Here is a 14,268-nt window from a genome sequence, read left to right as displayed (position 1 = left end):
TTTGGCAGCGTAGGTTCCTTTTGAACAGGGCACCGATTCCCTCAGCATTCCGACGCCCTGCCCCGCACCGCTTTACGGCAATTTTGCGCTAGTAAGGCCGTTTATGTTAAGTTCTCTGGCTTTGAAGACCTTTTGTGGCGGAACTGAAAAGACTAATTTTCAACTACTTGCCGGACGCAGCAAACCTTCTTGGGCGACGCTGGCGATCAGTTGGCCGTCTTCCGTGAAAATAGATCCACGATTGAAGCCGCGGCCGCTGCCGGTAAACGGTGCATCCATTGTGTAAAGATGCCAGTTCTCGAATTGAACCGGTGCATGAAACCACATTGCATGGTCCAGGCTTGCGGTCATGGCGCCGGGTTTGTGAAACGTCAGCCCATGCGGCCGCATCGATGATCCAAGCAAGCCAAAGTCCGAGGCATAGGCCATCAGGATATGCTGCAGCTCAGGACCGGCGCCTTTGGCTGCCTCCATTCTGATCCACATATGATTGATATCAGATGTGTTTTCCGGCTCCAACGAATCCCGCGGCGCAACTTCGCGGATCTCGAATGGCCGCGGTCTCGTGAATTCATCGCGTTTGGCCGGATCTACCCGGAATGCATTCCGCAGGAGGATTTTTTCACGCGGCTCCAGCGCGGCCGGCGATGGAACATCCGGCATTTGGTGCTGATGCTCCCAGCCGGGTTCCGATGCATGAAAGGATGACGCCAGGTTCAGGATCTGCTTGCCGTTCTGCATCGCCACCACTCGCCGGGTGGTGAAACTGCGGCCGTCGCGCGCCGGGTCAACCTCGTATATGACTGGTCTGGACGGATCACCCGGACGAATGAAATACGCGTGAAGAGAGTGACATAAGCGTCCGGAAACAGTCGCATATGCTGCTGTCAGCGCCTGTGCGATCACTTGGCCGCCATAGATGCGGGTCGGTGTTTCGCCGCCGGAACCGGATCCGCGGTAAAGATTTGTATCAAGCTCTTCCAGATCCAGCAGATCAAGGAGGACTTTGGCGGTATCCGGCATTTGCAGCGCTTTCATTGGTCTTTTCTGAGCAGAACGCTTATCTTACCTGGAACTGCGGCAGTTGGAAGTCACTCGGCAATGGCGCCATGGATCAGTGCCTTGAGCTCCGGCCGTGCCGGGTATGAACTGGAAGGCGCCAGCTGGGTCAAAAACACCACCGACATATCAAGCTGCCGGTCCAGCCAAAAGAACGTTGACGCAATGCCGCCCCAGCTGAAGTCGCCAACCGATCCGGGGCACCGCGCCCGTGCCGGGTTCAGAACAACAGCGCCGCCAAGGCCAAAACCCATGCCCTCCATCGGCTGTTCGGCAAAGCTTTGCGGTCCCATTGAGGCAATGTCGCCTGTAAGGTGGTTTTGCATCATAAAATCAGCAATTTGCGGGCTGATGATAAGGCCGTTTCGACTGCGGCCGCGGCGCCGGAGCATTTCGGTGAATTTCATGTAATCATCAATTGTGCCGATCAATCCACCGCCGCCGGAATGCATTTCAGCCTGCCAGAACGGAGAGTGCGGGTAACTGTCTGTCAGGCGCAGGCTGTTGGGTCCGGTCTCTGCGGAATTCAGCGCCATAGCGTCTCCGGCCAGCGGCGTATAGAGAGAGGCTAACCGGCTCCCTGCCCCGCTCGGCGGCTGGAAACCGGTCTCAGTCATTTCCAACGGTTCAAAGATTTCTTCTTGCAAGAATTGGCCCAGAGGTTTGCCTGAAACAACTTCGGCAACGCGGCCCAGCACATCTGTCGCAACGGAGTATTCCCAACGGGTTCCTGGTTGGAAGGCCAACGGCAGCTCAGCAAGCCGGGCCACCATCGGGGCAAGTGATCCGTGGTCGGGCTTGAACAGCAGATCCTCCTTGGCCATGGCTTCCGGCAGAACACCTGGGTTGAACGGGTAACTCAGCCCGCTGGTGTGGGTCAGCAGCTGGTGCAGTGTGGGAACAGAGCAAGGTTCTGTCTGGCCGATCTGGGTGGCCCCGGGAACTAGCGCCTGCATGTCATTGAATTCCGGTAGGAAATCACTGACGGGGGCATCCAGATGGAACAGCCCTTGTTCCAGAAGAGACATCACAGCCACAGACGTCACCGGCTTGGTCATCGAATAGAGGCGCACCAGCGTGTCACGGGTGAATGGCAGGTTCTCCTCGATGTTTCGCAGGCCGGCCGCGTGGAAAAACTGTTCCTCGCCGCTGCGGCGGATCAAAAGGGCGCTTCCTGGGTATTTCCCTTCGTCCACATAGCGTTGCTGCCAGCGCCTGATGCGTTCCAGCCGGTCTGATCTCATCGCTGTACCCTCTTGCTGCTCTGCCTCTTCCATCCGTACTGTATACTGCCATTCTGCAGGACACGAGCCGGCAGACGTTGCATTTCAGGTATCGGGGCGCAGGTGCTGGAACACAGACAGAATGAAATACAAAGGCCCGATGACTGTGCCGGCTGGAAATAGAAACGCTCAAATTGGAAAAGGGCTGGAATAGAGTGCCGGGCAAACGCTTGTGTCAGCGGGTTCAGTAAATTCCAAAATTCGAATTTTTCTAACTTATGCGCGTTTGCGTGTTCGCATTTGTAAAAAATTTGTCTTAGAGGTTCAAAGGGAAGGACGAAAAGGAAACAGATCCGATGACGAGCATTCTGGTATTGAACGGCCCCAACCTTAACCTGCTTGGCACCCGCCAGCCGGAGGTCTATGGCTCGGTCACCCTGGCGATGGCCGAGCAGGCTTGCGCCGATCATGCTCAGACACTCGGGGTTGCGGTCAGCTGCTTCCAGTCGAACCATGAAGGGGCGTTGATTGATGCTATTCATGCGGCCAAGGGCCAGCATGATGGGATCATCCTGAACGCCGGCGCTTATACGCACACGTCAATTGCCCTGATGGATGCGTTGATTTCCGTGGAGATACCGGCCGTTGAAGTGCATCTCTCCAATATTCATGCACGCGAGCCGTTCCGGCACAGCTCCTATATCGCCAAGGCGGCGCTGGGGCAGATTTGCGGTTTTGGCGCGCAGGGGTATCTGTTGGCGATGGATGCTTTGAAGGCACATTTGGAAATGGCTGCAACGGCATGAAGGTAAAGAATTACCTGAGTTTCATTTGCGGCGCTCAAAGCCTGGAAGAGCTGTGGCACGAGCATGTCCGGCAAATGTCCAGGTTCGGGTTCGACCGGCTGATTTACGGATACACCCGTTACAAAACGGAAACGTCGCTGGGGGATCCGGAGGATTTTGTTATCCTGTCCAATCACGACAGCGAATATTTGAACGGTTTCCTGCATAAGGGGCTGTATTTCCATGCGCCGATGCTTCGCTGGGCCTTGGATAATGAAGGCGCCGGCAGCTGGCGTATTGTGCAGGACATGATTGCCGGCGGGACACTTGGGCCCGAAGCCCAAAGAGTGCATGAGTTCAATCAGAAGCTCGACATGAATGCCGGTTATACGGTCAGTTTCCACTCTGCTTCTCCCCGTTACAAGGGCGCGATATCGCTGGCTGCAAAGCGGGGCATGTCTCAGGATGCGGTGGACGCGCTGTGGCAGAAGTCGGGCGATGACATCGTGCTTATGAACAATGTCGCCCATTTGAAAATCCTCACCCTGCCCTACACGGCACCAAACCGCAGCCTTACCAAACGGCAGCGGGAGGTTCTGCAATGGGTTGGCGATGGCAAAACCACGCAGGACATTGCACTTCTGATGGAACTTACACCCGCGACGATTGAAAAACACCTGCGCCTTGCCAGGGAATCGCTTTCTGTCGAGACAACCGCCCAGGCTGTTTTGAAGGCGGCGTTGCACAATCAGATGTATATCATGGATGCCTAGGCAGCCGCTTGACCACGGATGACCGTCGCCGCCGCAGCGGCAATTTCAGATTTCGCCCCGCTGTCTTTGATCGCTTGCAAGCGGCGGAAATTTAACCGGTTTTTCAATCCGGCCCGGCCTGAACTAAGCCGTAAGAGGTATGGAATTCTATACTACCGTTGTAGGTTGATATTCTGCATGTTGCCTCTGTTCCGTGAGTGGTGGCTTTAGCCAAGGAACTAATGGGTAACGACCCTTGTGATTTCAAGGCTCTCCTACCTGGTCAGGAACAGACGCGTATTGTTCTGCGTCTGTTCCGGATACAGAGGGGCCTCGCCCATCCCCATCAGTGGGGTCCCTCACATCCTTCTGGCGGTCTCATTAAAATATGCAAAGACGCGTTCAGCCGCTGGGCCGCGCATTCCCCATGCGGGGAGCGATACGCACAAAAAAACCGGCAGGGACATCCCTGCCGGTTTTTGAATTCAAGCGTGAAAACTTAACAGCCCGAATTAGCTCAAATCAGCCCTGTGCGGCTTTGGCGACTTCGGCTGCAAAGTCTTCTTTTTCAACTTCGATGCCTTCACCGACTTCTACGCGGGCAAAACCGGTGATGGTTGCGCCTGCTTCTTTGGCTGCGGCTTCAACGGTCAGGTCCGGGTTCACAACGAACTGCTGGTTCAGCAGGGTCGATTCCGCGACGAATTTCTTCATCCGGCCAACGATCATCTTTTCAATCACCTGCTCCGGCTTGCCGGATTCGCGGGCGATGTCCATCTGAACCTGCTTTTCCTTCTCAACCACAGAGGCGTCCATGTCTGCTTCGGACAGCGCGGCGGGGTTGGCAGCTGCAATGTGCATTGCGATCTGCTTGCCGATCGCGGCGTCGCCGCCGTTCATGGCGACCAGAACACCGATTTTGCCCATGCCTGCGGTGGCGGCGTTGTGCACATAAGACACAACGGTTTCACCTTCCAGCGCGGCCATGCGGCGGACCGACATGTTTTCGCCAATGGTGGCGATCTTGTCGGTGATGGTGTCAGCAACGGTTTTGCCGCCCATGTCGGCAGCCTTCAGCGCTTCGACGTCCGAAACACCCAGCGCAGCCTTGGCGATACCGCCGACCATGGCCTGGAATTCAGCGTTCTTGCCGACAAAGTCGGTTTCCGAGTTCACTTCGACGGCAACACCTTTGTTGCCTTCGACGATCACGGCAACCAGGCCTTCTGCGGCGGTACGGCCGGATTTCTTGGCAGCCTTGGCCAGGCCTTTGGTGCGCAGCCAGTCAACCGCGGCTTCCATGTCGCCGTTGTTTTCGACCAGGGCTTTCTTCGCGTCCATCATGCCTGCGCCGGTGGATTCGCGCAGTTCTTTCACCATAGCAGCAGTGATTGCCATCTTAGGCTCTCCTCAATTCAAAAACAGATTTGGGGCAGGTGATACCCTGCCCCGCATGTCAGTTCCGTGACGGGACGGATCAGGCGTCAGCAGCAGCGGCTTCTTCAGCCACGGCTTCTTCGACCGGCGCTTCTTCGAGCGCGCCCAGGTCAACGCCTGCGGCACCCAGCTGAGCGGACATGCCGTCGAGTGCTGCGCGTGCAACCAGGTCGCAGTACAGCGAGATGGCGCGCGATGCGTCGTCGTTGCCCGGAATGATGAAGTCCACGCCATCGGGGGAGCAGTTGGTGTCGACAATAGCCACAACCGGAATGCCCAGTTTCTTGGCTTCGGCGATGGCCAGCGCTTCTTTTTTCACGTCGATGACGAACAGCAGGTCCGGCACGCCGCCCATGTCACGGATGCCGCCCAGAGACGCTTCGAGCTTCTCCTGGTCGCGTTCCATGCCCAGACGCTCTTTCTTGGTCAGGCCTTCGGCGCCGCCCGCCATTTTCTCGTCGATTTCCTTCAGGCGGTTGATCGACTGGGAAACGGTTTTCCAGTTGGTCAGGGTGCCGCCGAGCCAGCGGTGGTTCATGAAGTACTGAGCCGACTTTTCAGCCGCTTCGGCAATCGGGCCGGCTGCCTGGCGCTTGGTGCCGACGAACAGGACGCGGCCGCCTTTGGCAACGGTGTCACGGACAACCTGCAGCGCCTGGTCCAGCATCGGAACAGTCTGGGTCAGGTCCATGATGTGGATGCCGTTGCGCGAACCGTAGATGAACGGTGCCATGCGCGGGTTCCAGCGCTGAGTCTGGTGGCCGAAGTGAACGCCAGCTTCAAGCAGCTGACGCATGGTGAACTCAGGAAGAGCCATGCTAATATATCCTTTCCGGTTTCTATCCTCGGCGGGGGTTCAGAGCGGATGCTCCAACCGGGGGTCCGTCAGGGATGTCTCCCCTGATCAGGCCAAACCCCGCCTGCGGGTTCGTAGGCGCGCTCATAGAGCAGAAATTGTCAGCTGACAATAGCGGATCCGGAAGAAACCGGTTCCCGCCTGATTTTTCAACCATTCAAAGCGCGCAGGTGGCCATCCTTCACCAATTTCCCGGCAGTGGCGGCCAGGGCTTTGCGGTCCGGGAAGGCGGCAACCTTTAACGGCTGGTGATAGATCAGCTCCACCTGGCCTTGCCGCGGGGTTGCCAGGATCTTAAGAAGATGCGGCCCGAAATCCATATCTCCCCACCAGCCATAAAACCGCGCCGGGGCGCCATCGGGCGCGCGGTAGCGGACCGAAACAGGCTGGATATGCAGATCTTTGCGCAGTTTTTCAGAAAAGAACGCAGCAAAGAGCGTTGTTTTAAAAGGCAAAACCCGCAAACCATCGGTCGAGGTGCCTTCAGGGAAAAACAGCAGCTTATGGCCGGCCAGCAGGCGCTGTTCAAACATGTCAGCCTGTTCCCTGGCTTTCTTGGGATTGCGTTCGATAAAGACGGTGCCGGTGGCCCGCGCCAGCCAGCCGATCCCCGGCCAATTGGCAACCTCCGCCTTGGAAACAAAGTAGATCCGCTTGCGCGCATTGAGGGCAAAAATATCCAGCCAGGAGGCGTGATTGGCCACCACGGCCCCTTTTTGTCGCATCAGCGTTCCGCGGGTTTTGAAGCGTATCCCCAGAATGCGAAAGGCATTGCGGCAGACAAACTGGGTGATGAACGGCGTGACCGGCCGCTGCAAGCCGAATACTGGCCGCTCAATCAGCCGCAGGGCCAGCAATACCAGCAGCCCGCCAAATACCAGCACCGCCAGCGGCAGCCCGCGCAGCAGCACCAGCAACCAGCCCAAGGCGCTGATCCGGACCGGATCCGGCGCCTCTTCGCTTTGCCAGCTGACGCTCATTTCCGGCCCTTGCCTCCGGAATAAATCCTGCGCTGGCGGTCGTTCATTTGCGCGGTGTCCAGGATCAGGCACACATCGGTGGTGTTGAACGACTGATCGACATAGGCGCCGTCGCCGACGTATCCGCCCAGCCGCAGATATGCTTTGATCAGCGCAGGGGTTTCCACCATCGCACGTTTGCGGTTGAGATCATCTGCGGCCACCAAGTTCATGGATTGAAACGACTTTGACCGTACACGCAGCCCGGGCGGCGCCAGATGATTGTGGTGCAGCATGGCCAGCGGATTGGCCAGCGCAGCTGGGTCGGTGCCGTGAAAGCTTGCGACCCCGAAAAGAACCTCGATACCGTGGGTCTCCACATAGTCTGCCAGCCCGGACCAAAGGTGGAACATCGCCATGCCGCCGCGGTAATCCGCATGCAGGCAAGAGCGTCCCAGCTCCAGCAGCTTGCGGCCGGAGGACCTCAGCACGGTCAGGTCATATTCATCCTCGGAATAAAACTGCCCGGCTTCTGCAGCCTGATCATCACGCAGCAAGCGGTAGACACCGGCCACCGTGCCCGTGGTGTCATCTATCACCAGCATGTGGTCAAAAAACGGGTCGAACCTGTCCCGCTCCAGCCCCGTATCATGGTCCACCAACGCGCCGCCGCCGCCAAGCTCGCGCACAAATACGTCGTACCGCAGCGCCTGTGCGGCGCGCAGCTCCGCGTCTGTTTCTGCAATTTTGACGGAAAATTCCGGAGGACAGTCTTGCATTCGGTCACCTTTGCGTCGATCAGGCTTGAGCGCATCCCTGTATTAAGGCAAAGAACGCGCAGCTTTTCAGGCGAGTTAGATTGGGTTCGTTAACTCTTCATAAACCGTTATGGATCAAAGACGGGAATAAGGGAGACGCGCGCTCCGTCAATCACAAGCTTGCCTTGGTCGGGGAAATTCACGGTGATCTTGCCGCCCGCGTTCGACTGCACCTGCCCGACACCCCATTCAGGGTGATCCGGGTGCCGGACGAACATGCCGGGGGCTAAAATTGCGTTGAGGTCATTCATTGGCGGGTGGCCCAGTTCGGAGGAAGTATAAGTTATGGGTGTAGATAACGCCAATCTGGCTGCTTTGGTAGGGTCCCGGATCTGCCATGATCTGATCAGCCCTGTCGGTGCCATAAACAACGGTCTGGAACTGCTTGGAATGGCTGGCAGCATGTCCGGCCCCGAGCTGGAGCTGATCTCTGACAGCGTCGCAAATGCCAATGCCCGCATCCGTTTCTTCCGCATCGCCTTTGGCGCTGCCGGCGACCAGCAAATGGGCCGGGCCGAATTGATTTCGGTGCTGGAGGACATCAGCAAAGGCGGCCGGATCAAGTACCAATGGTCGCCTCTGGAGGGATGCACCCGCAGCGAGGCGCGCCTGTCCCTGCTGGCGGCACTGTGCCTGGAATCCGCCCTTCCCTATGGCGGCACAGTTAAGATTTTCTGTGCCGGCGGCAAATGGACGGTAATGGGCGAAGGCCGCAAGCTGAACGTGGATGATGAGCTGTGGGCGCGGGTCAGCGGCGGTAATTCAAATGCAGAGATCACGCCGGCGCTGGTGCAATTTGCGCTGCTCCCCGAGGCCGCAAAGGAAGCAGACCGCACCGTCCGGCTGGAGCAGAGCCTGGAAAAGATCACGCTGCAGTTCTGATCCGCAGCTATTTCCGCAAAGAAACGCCGGGCCAGCCGCCCGGCGTTTTGCGTTTTCTGCCGGTTACGCCCGGGTGGTGCCGTCGCCGCGCACCAGATATTTAAAGCTGGTAAGCTGAGTGGCCCCCACGGGACCGCGCGCGTGCATCTTGCCGGTGGCAATCCCGATTTCCGCGCCCATGCCAAACTCTCCGCCGTCGGCAAACTGGGTCGAGGCATTGTGCATCAGGATTGCGCTGTCGAGTTCGGAAAAGAACTTCTGAACTGCAGCCTCATCCTCGGTGATGATGCAATCGGTGTGCTGGGAGTGATGCGTGCGGATGTGCTGGATTGCTTCATCAAGGCCCGCTACCTGCTTGGCAGCAATGATGGAATCCAGGTATTCCTTGCCCCAGTCCTCGGAGCTGGCAGCAGTCATACCACTTGGACCGGGAAGGCCGGCTTCAGCGCGGATTTCCACGCCGGCGGATGCCAGGGCTTCCAACACTGCTTTACCCAGCGTTCCTGCGATGTCCTGATGGACCAGCAGGCATTCCGCGGCGCCGCAGATCCCGGTGCGGCGGGTCTTGGCGTTCAGCACCACATCCAGCGCTTTTTGCGGATCGGCGGCTTTGTCGAGGTAAATATGCACGATGCCTTCAAGATGGGCAAAAACGGGCACCCGTGCCTCGCGTTGGACCAGACCCACCAGGCCCTTGCCGCCACGGGGCACAATGACGTCGACATAGTCTGTCATGGTCAGCAGCTGCTGCACCGCAGCCCGGTCGCGGGTCGGCACCAGCTGCACAGCATCTTCGGGCAGGCCCGCGGATTTCAGCCCCTCGGCCAAGCAGGCATGGATTGCCTGACTGGAATGAAAGCTTTCCGAACCGCCGCGCAGAATGACCGCGTTACCTGATTTCAGGCAGAGCGCGCCGGCGTCCGCCGTCACATTCGGGCGGCTTTCATAGATTACCCCGATCACCCCCAGCGGCGTGCGGACGCGCTGGATCTTGAGGCCAGTGGGCTGTTCCCACTCTTCCATCACTTCGCCCACCGGATCGCGCTGTTCTGCCACCGCGCGCAGACCATCGACGATGCCTTGAATACGGGGCTCGTCCAGCATCAGCCGGTCCATCATCGCGTCGGACAGGCCTTTGGCCCGGCCGAACTCTAAATCCTTGACGTTCTCGGCGATGATCTCAGCCCGGCGGCTCCAAACCGCTTGGGCTGCGCCGATCAAGGCGGCATGTTTGCGCTCAGCACTGGCCGTGGCCAGGATCTGCGCCGCTTGCTTTGCACGTTTGCCAAGCTCCGCCATCACAGCGGGAATGTTTTCATTGTCTTTCATGTGTCTCGCGCCCTTGCCGGTCCTTTTATGGCACATCGGGTGCCTGCCGGCTGGAATAGATTATCAGATGGTCTGCTCAAAGCGCCATATCATCGCGGTGGATCAATGCGGCGCGGCCGGGATAGCCCAGCGTGGCCTCGATTTCCTGCGATTGGCGCCCTTGGATGGCGCGGGCTTCGTCCGCTGTATAGCGTGACAGCCCCTGCCCCAGTTTGCGCCCGTCCGGGCTAAGGATGGCCAGCGGATCGCCGCGGCCAAAGTCACCCTCCACATGACGCACACCTGCGGGCAGCAGGCTGTTACCTGACATCAGCGCGCGGGCCGCGCCTTCGTCGATGGTCAGAATACCGCGGGTCTTCATCGCGCTGATCCAGCGCTTTCGTGCGGCCTGCGGGTCGCCTTGCCCGGTGAACCAAGTGCACGATGCGCCATCTTCAAGTGTTTTCAAAGGGTTCAATGGCGAACCTTCAGTGATTACCATGGCGCAGCCGGCTGCAGTGGCCATCTTTGCCGCCAGCAGTTTGGTGATCATCCCGCCTTTGGACAGGCCGGAAACACCATCGCCGGCCATCGCCTCAATCTCCGGTGTGATCTTGTCAATCCGGTCATAACGTTTGGCCTTGGGATCCAGCGCGGGGTTGGCGCTGTAGAAACCGTCAACATCGGACAGCAGGATCAAGGCATCGGCACCAACTGTCACCGCCACCTGTGCCGCAAGGCGATCATTGTCGCCATAACGGATTTCATCCGTGGCGATGGTGTCGTTCTCGTTGACGATCGGCACCGCGCCCATCCCCAGAAGCGTTTCCAAAGTGGCGCGTGAATTCAGGTAGCGGCGGCGGTTTTCGCTGTCTTCCAGCGTTACCAGCACCTGCGCCGTGGTAATCCGGTGCGGCGCCAGCGCCTCCTCATAGGCGCGGGCCAGACGGATCTGGCCAACTGCCGCTGCGGCCTGGGATTGCTCCAGCGGCAGGTCTGCGCGCGGCAGGCCCAAAACACCCCGGCCCAAGGCAATCGAACCGGAGGAAACCAGCACTACGTCGGTGCCGCCGGCCTTCAGCCAGGCGACGTCATTGGCCAAAGAATGCAGCCAGCCTGCGCGCAGCTCGCCGGTGCCGCGGTCAACCAGCAGGGCCGAACCGATCTTGACGACAATCCGTTTTGCCGACTTCAGGGCTGCCAAGGCGCTTCCTCCTCGGCGGGTTTCATGCGGACGCGGTCATCGTCGATTTCTGCCCGTACCGCGCGGAGCACCTCGTTCAGCCCTTCGCGGCTGACGCCGGACATCATCATGACCGGGCCGCCAACAGCCTGTTCCAAGGCGGCACGTTTTTCGTCGCGCTCCTCCGGGTCGATCGCATCCACCTTGTTCAGCGCAGTGATCCGGGTCTTGGTGGCAAGAACACCGCCATAGGCCTCAAGCTCGCCGATGATGGTTTGGTAATCCTCAACCACGGTGTCAGAGGTGCCGTCCACCAGATGCAGCAGCACCGCGCAGCGTTCCACATGGCCCAGGAAGCGGTCGCCGATCCCCTTGCCTTCATGGGCGCCTTCGATCAGGCCGGGGATGTCGGCAACCACAAATTCGGTATTGTCGATGCCGACCACGCCGAGGTTCGGATGCAATGTGGTAAAGGGGTAATCGGCAATCTTGGGGCGCGCGTTGGAGGTTGCCGACAGGAAGGTCGATTTGCCCGCGTTGGGCAGGCCAAGCAGGCCTGCGTCAGCAATCAGCTTGAGGCGCAGCCAGATAGTGCGCTCTACGCATTCCTGGCCCGGATTGGCCCGGCGCGGCGCCTGGTTGGTGGCCGATTTGAAGTGCAGGTTGCCAAAGCCGCCATTGCCGCCCTTGGCCAGCAGCACGCGCTGGCCGACTTCGGTGAGATCCGCCAGAACGGTTTCCTGGTCTTCGTCCAGAATCTCTGTCCCCACGGGGACACGCAGAATAATGTCGTCGCCATCCTTGCCGGTGCGCTGCCGGCCCATGCCCGACTGGCCGTTTTTGGCAAAGAAATGCTGCTGATAGCGGAAATCGATCAGGGTGTTCAGCCCGTCCGTCACTTCGGCCCAAACCGAACCGCCCTTGCCGCCATCACCCCCGTCCGGCCCGCCGTATTCAATATACTTTTCGCGCCGGAAGCTGACACAGCCGTTCCCGCCGGCGCCCGAGCGGATATAGACCTTTGTCAGATCGAGGAATTTCATGACAGCTCCTTAATGCGGCGGGATCCTGTGCCCGCCCGCGCAGTACAAGTGTCCCGCCAAAGCCCTAAGGCCTTGGCGGGAATGTTTCGTTTGCCTTACCGCAAAGCGCGCGCCGCGCCAATCACAGTTTTCGGCTGTAAGTCCAGGTCGGGACAGAGGCATCGCGCGCCACCGAGTAGCTTTCGGCGTCCCCGAGATATTCAAAGCCGCAATGGATCAGCACCCGGGCCGAGGCCGGGTTGTCCTGAAACACCGAGGCAAACATCGCCGCGTTGCTTTGCGGATTTGCATCCACCAATGCCTTTACCGCGGCAGAGGCAAGCCCGGTATTCCAAAACGGCGGCGCAGTCCAATAGGACACTTCCGACTGGTTGCGGTCCATCCGCTTGAGGCCGATCACGCCTTTCAGCTCTGCGTCGCCTTCGGCGGTGCCATCGATCACCCAGACATCCTCGTCCCGTTCTTCGGCCATGGCACGGGCGACAAAGGCTTCGGCAGCGCCGGGCGGCAGCGGATGCGGGACCGAGCGGGTCATCCGGGCAACGCGCGCATCGCTGACGTAATGTTCAATCAGCCCGGCATCGGATTTTCGCAGCGGCCGCAAAATAAACCGTTCTGTTTCGATGGCCTGCTGGCACACGATATGTTCCAAGTTCATGGACGTGCTCCTCCTCTGCCTGTGTACTTCTGGCGGCAATTGTCTTTGTTGTTGCGGCGATGATTTTCAGATGTGTTCGCCCTGCCCCTGGAGCAAGACCCAAGGTCTTCAATTCGCGCAAAACTTCTTGTTGGCCCGGCGTGAACACCGGACGGCAGCGGCACAAAACCGAGGGGGCTGGTATCAGCAGGAAAACACATCACGAACTCGCAGACGCAAAAAAGAAAAGGGGGACCGGCGTTATAACCGATCCCCCTAAAGATTTCTTTACCTTTCAGGTCGGCTTACTCAGCGGCCTCCGCCACTGGGAGAACCGATACAAAGGTGCGGTTTTTCAGGCCTTTGCGGAAGGTGACAGCACCTTCGGCGGTGGCAAACAAAGTGTGATCCTTGCCAATGCCTACGTTTTCGCCCGGCCAGAACTTGGTGCCGCGCTGACGCACGATGATGTTGCCTGCGATGGCCGCCTGGCCACCGAAAAGTTTCACGCCAAGACGGCGGCCCGCGGAGTCGCGACCGTTACGTGAGGAACCGCCAGCTTTTTTATGTGCCATTCTCTCTCTCCTTAGCCTTTAGCCAGATCTTTGGCTTGCTCAACCCACTCGGGCTTCACTTTGACCGCTTCGATACCAGCAATGTCGTCTTCGGACAAGGCTGCGATCTGGGCAAAGGTGGTCAGGCCTGCTTCGTTCAGCTTTTTGACGGCAGCAGGGCCAACGCCGGTCAGCTGGGTCAGGTCGTCCGAACCGGCTGCAGGTGCAGCTTTGGCAGCGGCTTTCGGAGCAGCTTTGGTTGCGCCCGATGCCAGGATCTCGGTGATCCGGACCAGGGTCAGCTTCTGACGGTGGCCTTTGGTGCGCTTGGAGGAGTGCTTCCGGCGGCGCTTGACGAAGTTGATCAGCTTTTCGCCTTTGATCTGGTCGATCACTTCTGCCTTTACGGCAGCGCCATCTACCAGCGGAGCGCCCACAACAGGTGCGTCGCCGCCAAGCATCAGAATTTCGTCGAACTGGATGGTGTCGCCAGCGTCTGCAGCAAGTTTCTCAATGCGGAGGATATCGCCCGCTTGAACCTTGTACTGCTTGCCGCCGGTCTTGAGGACCGCAAACATGTGCGTCTTTCCTTTTATACCCGCGTCCTACGGCCCCCTTGCGGGTGTTTCGGCAAATGCCGCCTCGAACAGCGCGCCCGTGTCATGGGCGTATTACAAATGAATCCCGGCGCACGGAGTCCGGGCCGGGATGCGGGCTTATGGTTCGGAAATTCAAAGGTGTCAACCGTTTTCCACACCCTGCGCCATAAGCC

General features: G+C 59.0%; 16 protein-coding genes. 3 read left to right on the top strand and 13 right to left on the bottom strand.

What is annotated here, in order from left to right; genetic code table 11:
• Nucleotides 1-159: 159 nt before the first annotated feature.
• Nucleotides 160-1,023, bottom strand: a complete 864-nt coding sequence (locus tag ETW23_RS09875) for an acyl-CoA thioesterase II (RefSeq protein ID WP_129372893.1) — start codon at nt 1,021-1,023, stop codon at nt 160-162.
• Nucleotides 1,024-1,091: 68 nt separating this feature from the next.
• Entirely contained in the window at nt 1,092-2,303 is a 1,212-nt protein-coding gene (locus tag ETW23_RS09870; RefSeq protein ID WP_134829889.1) for a serine hydrolase, read from the bottom strand.
• Nucleotides 2,304-2,638: 335 nt separating this feature from the next.
• Here ETW23_RS09870 and aroQ point away from each other — a divergent pair, with 335 nt between their 5' ends.
• Both aroQ and ETW23_RS09860 read left to right on the top strand, forming a co-directional pair.
• Entirely contained in the window at nt 2,639-3,088 is a 450-nt protein-coding gene (aroQ, locus tag ETW23_RS09865; protein ID WP_129370927.1) for a type II 3-dehydroquinate dehydratase, read from the top strand.
• Nucleotides 3,085-3,840, top strand: coding sequence for a LuxR family transcriptional regulator (locus ETW23_RS09860; RefSeq protein ID WP_129370926.1), 756 nt, complete (start codon nt 3,085-3,087; stop codon nt 3,838-3,840). Before aroQ ends, ETW23_RS09860 begins: the two co-directional genes overlap by 4 nt.
• Before the next feature lie 501 nt (nt 3,841-4,341).
• On the opposite strand, the gene tsf is transcribed toward ETW23_RS09860, so the two are convergent.
• From tsf to ETW23_RS09835, 5 genes are all read right to left on the bottom strand, one after another.
• Nucleotides 4,342-5,217 (bottom strand): translation elongation factor Ts, encoded by an 876-nt coding sequence (tsf, locus tag ETW23_RS09855; protein WP_129370925.1) that lies wholly within the window; start codon nt 5,215-5,217, stop codon nt 4,342-4,344.
• A gap of 79 nt (nt 5,218-5,296) precedes the next feature.
• Nucleotides 5,297-6,073, bottom strand: a complete 777-nt coding sequence (gene rpsB, locus ETW23_RS09850; RefSeq protein WP_129370924.1) for a 30S ribosomal protein S2 — start codon at nt 6,071-6,073, stop codon at nt 5,297-5,299.
• A gap of 188 nt (nt 6,074-6,261) precedes the next feature.
• On the bottom strand, nt 6,262-7,092 hold the full coding sequence (locus ETW23_RS09845; RefSeq protein ID WP_134829888.1) for a 1-acyl-sn-glycerol-3-phosphate acyltransferase: 831 nt from the start codon (nt 7,090-7,092) through the stop codon (nt 6,262-6,264).
• Nucleotides 7,089-7,850, bottom strand: a complete 762-nt coding sequence (locus tag ETW23_RS09840) for a GNAT family N-acetyltransferase (protein ID WP_134829887.1) — start codon at nt 7,848-7,850, stop codon at nt 7,089-7,091. The genes ETW23_RS09845 and ETW23_RS09840 overlap by 4 nt, the downstream gene beginning before the upstream one ends.
• Nucleotides 7,851-7,957: 107 nt before the next feature.
• Entirely contained in the window at nt 7,958-8,140 is a 183-nt protein-coding gene (locus ETW23_RS09835) for a DUF3553 domain-containing protein (RefSeq protein ID WP_039145992.1), read from the bottom strand.
• Between the two features lie 34 nt (nt 8,141-8,174).
• Between ETW23_RS09835 and ETW23_RS09830 the strand changes: the two genes are divergently transcribed.
• Nucleotides 8,175-8,771, top strand: a complete 597-nt coding sequence (locus tag ETW23_RS09830; protein ID WP_129370921.1) for a histidine phosphotransferase family protein — start codon at nt 8,175-8,177, stop codon at nt 8,769-8,771.
• A 63-nt stretch (nt 8,772-8,834) separates the two neighbouring features.
• Here ETW23_RS09830 and ETW23_RS09825 read toward each other — a convergent pair whose 3' ends face one another.
• From ETW23_RS09825 to rplU, 6 genes are all read right to left on the bottom strand, one after another.
• Nucleotides 8,835-10,100 carry a glutamate-5-semialdehyde dehydrogenase gene (locus ETW23_RS09825; RefSeq protein WP_134829886.1) on the bottom strand — a complete coding sequence of 422 codons (1,266 nt, stop codon included), beginning with the start codon at nt 10,098-10,100 and terminating at the stop codon, nt 8,835-8,837.
• A 76-nt stretch (nt 10,101-10,176) separates the two neighbouring features.
• Nucleotides 10,177-11,283, bottom strand: a complete 1,107-nt coding sequence (gene proB, locus ETW23_RS09820; protein ID WP_134829885.1) for a glutamate 5-kinase — start codon at nt 11,281-11,283, stop codon at nt 10,177-10,179.
• Entirely contained in the window at nt 11,271-12,305 is a 1,035-nt protein-coding gene (gene obgE / locus ETW23_RS09815) for a GTPase ObgE (protein WP_129370918.1), read from the bottom strand. The genes proB and obgE overlap by 13 nt, the downstream gene beginning before the upstream one ends.
• A gap of 121 nt (nt 12,306-12,426) precedes the next feature.
• Nucleotides 12,427-12,963, bottom strand: a complete 537-nt coding sequence (locus tag ETW23_RS09810) for a GNAT family N-acetyltransferase (protein ID WP_129370917.1) — start codon at nt 12,961-12,963, stop codon at nt 12,427-12,429.
• 284 nt (nt 12,964-13,247) lie between these two features.
• Nucleotides 13,248-13,517 carry a 50S ribosomal protein L27 gene (gene rpmA, locus ETW23_RS09805; RefSeq protein ID WP_027258993.1) on the bottom strand — a complete coding sequence of 90 codons (270 nt, stop codon included), beginning with the start codon at nt 13,515-13,517 and terminating at the stop codon, nt 13,248-13,250.
• Nucleotides 13,518-13,528: 11 nt separating this feature from the next.
• Nucleotides 13,529-14,074 (bottom strand): 50S ribosomal protein L21, encoded by a 546-nt coding sequence (gene rplU / locus ETW23_RS09800; protein ID WP_129370916.1) that lies wholly within the window; start codon nt 14,072-14,074, stop codon nt 13,529-13,531.
• Between the last annotated feature and the right edge of the window lie 194 nt (nt 14,075-14,268).

The sequence above is a fragment of the Leisingera sp. NJS201 genome, from assembly GCF_004535885.1.
Classification (GTDB): domain Bacteria; phylum Pseudomonadota; class Alphaproteobacteria; order Rhodobacterales; family Rhodobacteraceae; genus Leisingera.
This window is presented reverse-complemented; position numbering and strand designations above follow the sequence as displayed.

Bases quoted from the DNA above. Each gene is read 5' to 3' on its own strand.
- ETW23_RS09875 (WP_129372893.1), bottom strand. From the start codon at position 1,023: ATGCCGGATACCGCCAAAGTCCTCCTTGATCTGCTGGATCTGGAAGAG.
- ETW23_RS09870 (WP_134829889.1), bottom strand. From the start codon at position 2,303: ATGAGATCAGACCGGCTGGAACGCATCAGGCGCTGGCAGCAACGCTAT.
- aroQ (WP_129370927.1), top strand. From the start codon at position 2,639: ATGACGAGCATTCTGGTATTGAACGGCCCCAACCTTAACCTGCTTGGC.
- ETW23_RS09860 (WP_129370926.1), top strand. From the start codon at position 3,085: ATGAAGGTAAAGAATTACCTGAGTTTCATTTGCGGCGCTCAAAGCCTG.
- tsf (WP_129370925.1), bottom strand. From the start codon at position 5,217: ATGGCAATCACTGCTGCTATGGTGAAAGAACTGCGCGAATCCACCGGC.
- rpsB (WP_129370924.1), bottom strand. From the start codon at position 6,073: ATGGCTCTTCCTGAGTTCACCATGCGTCAGCTGCTTGAAGCTGGCGTT.
- ETW23_RS09845 (WP_134829888.1), bottom strand. From the start codon at position 7,092: ATGAGCGTCAGCTGGCAAAGCGAAGAGGCGCCGGATCCGGTCCGGATC.
- ETW23_RS09840 (WP_134829887.1), bottom strand. From the start codon at position 7,850: ATGCAAGACTGTCCTCCGGAATTTTCCGTCAAAATTGCAGAAACAGAC.
- ETW23_RS09835 (WP_039145992.1), bottom strand. From the start codon at position 8,140: ATGAATGACCTCAACGCAATTTTAGCCCCCGGCATGTTCGTCCGGCAC.
- ETW23_RS09830 (WP_129370921.1), top strand. From the start codon at position 8,175: ATGGGTGTAGATAACGCCAATCTGGCTGCTTTGGTAGGGTCCCGGATC.
- ETW23_RS09825 (WP_134829886.1), bottom strand. From the start codon at position 10,100: ATGAAAGACAATGAAAACATTCCCGCTGTGATGGCGGAGCTTGGCAAA.
- obgE (WP_129370918.1), bottom strand. From the start codon at position 12,305: ATGAAATTCCTCGATCTGACAAAGGTCTATATCCGCTCGGGCGCCGGC.
- ETW23_RS09810 (WP_129370917.1), bottom strand. From the start codon at position 12,963: ATGAACTTGGAACATATCGTGTGCCAGCAGGCCATCGAAACAGAACGG.
- rpmA (WP_027258993.1), bottom strand. From the start codon at position 13,517: ATGGCACATAAAAAAGCTGGCGGTTCCTCACGTAACGGTCGCGACTCC.
- rplU (WP_129370916.1), bottom strand. From the start codon at position 14,074: ATGTTTGCGGTCCTCAAGACCGGCGGCAAGCAGTACAAGGTTCAAGCG.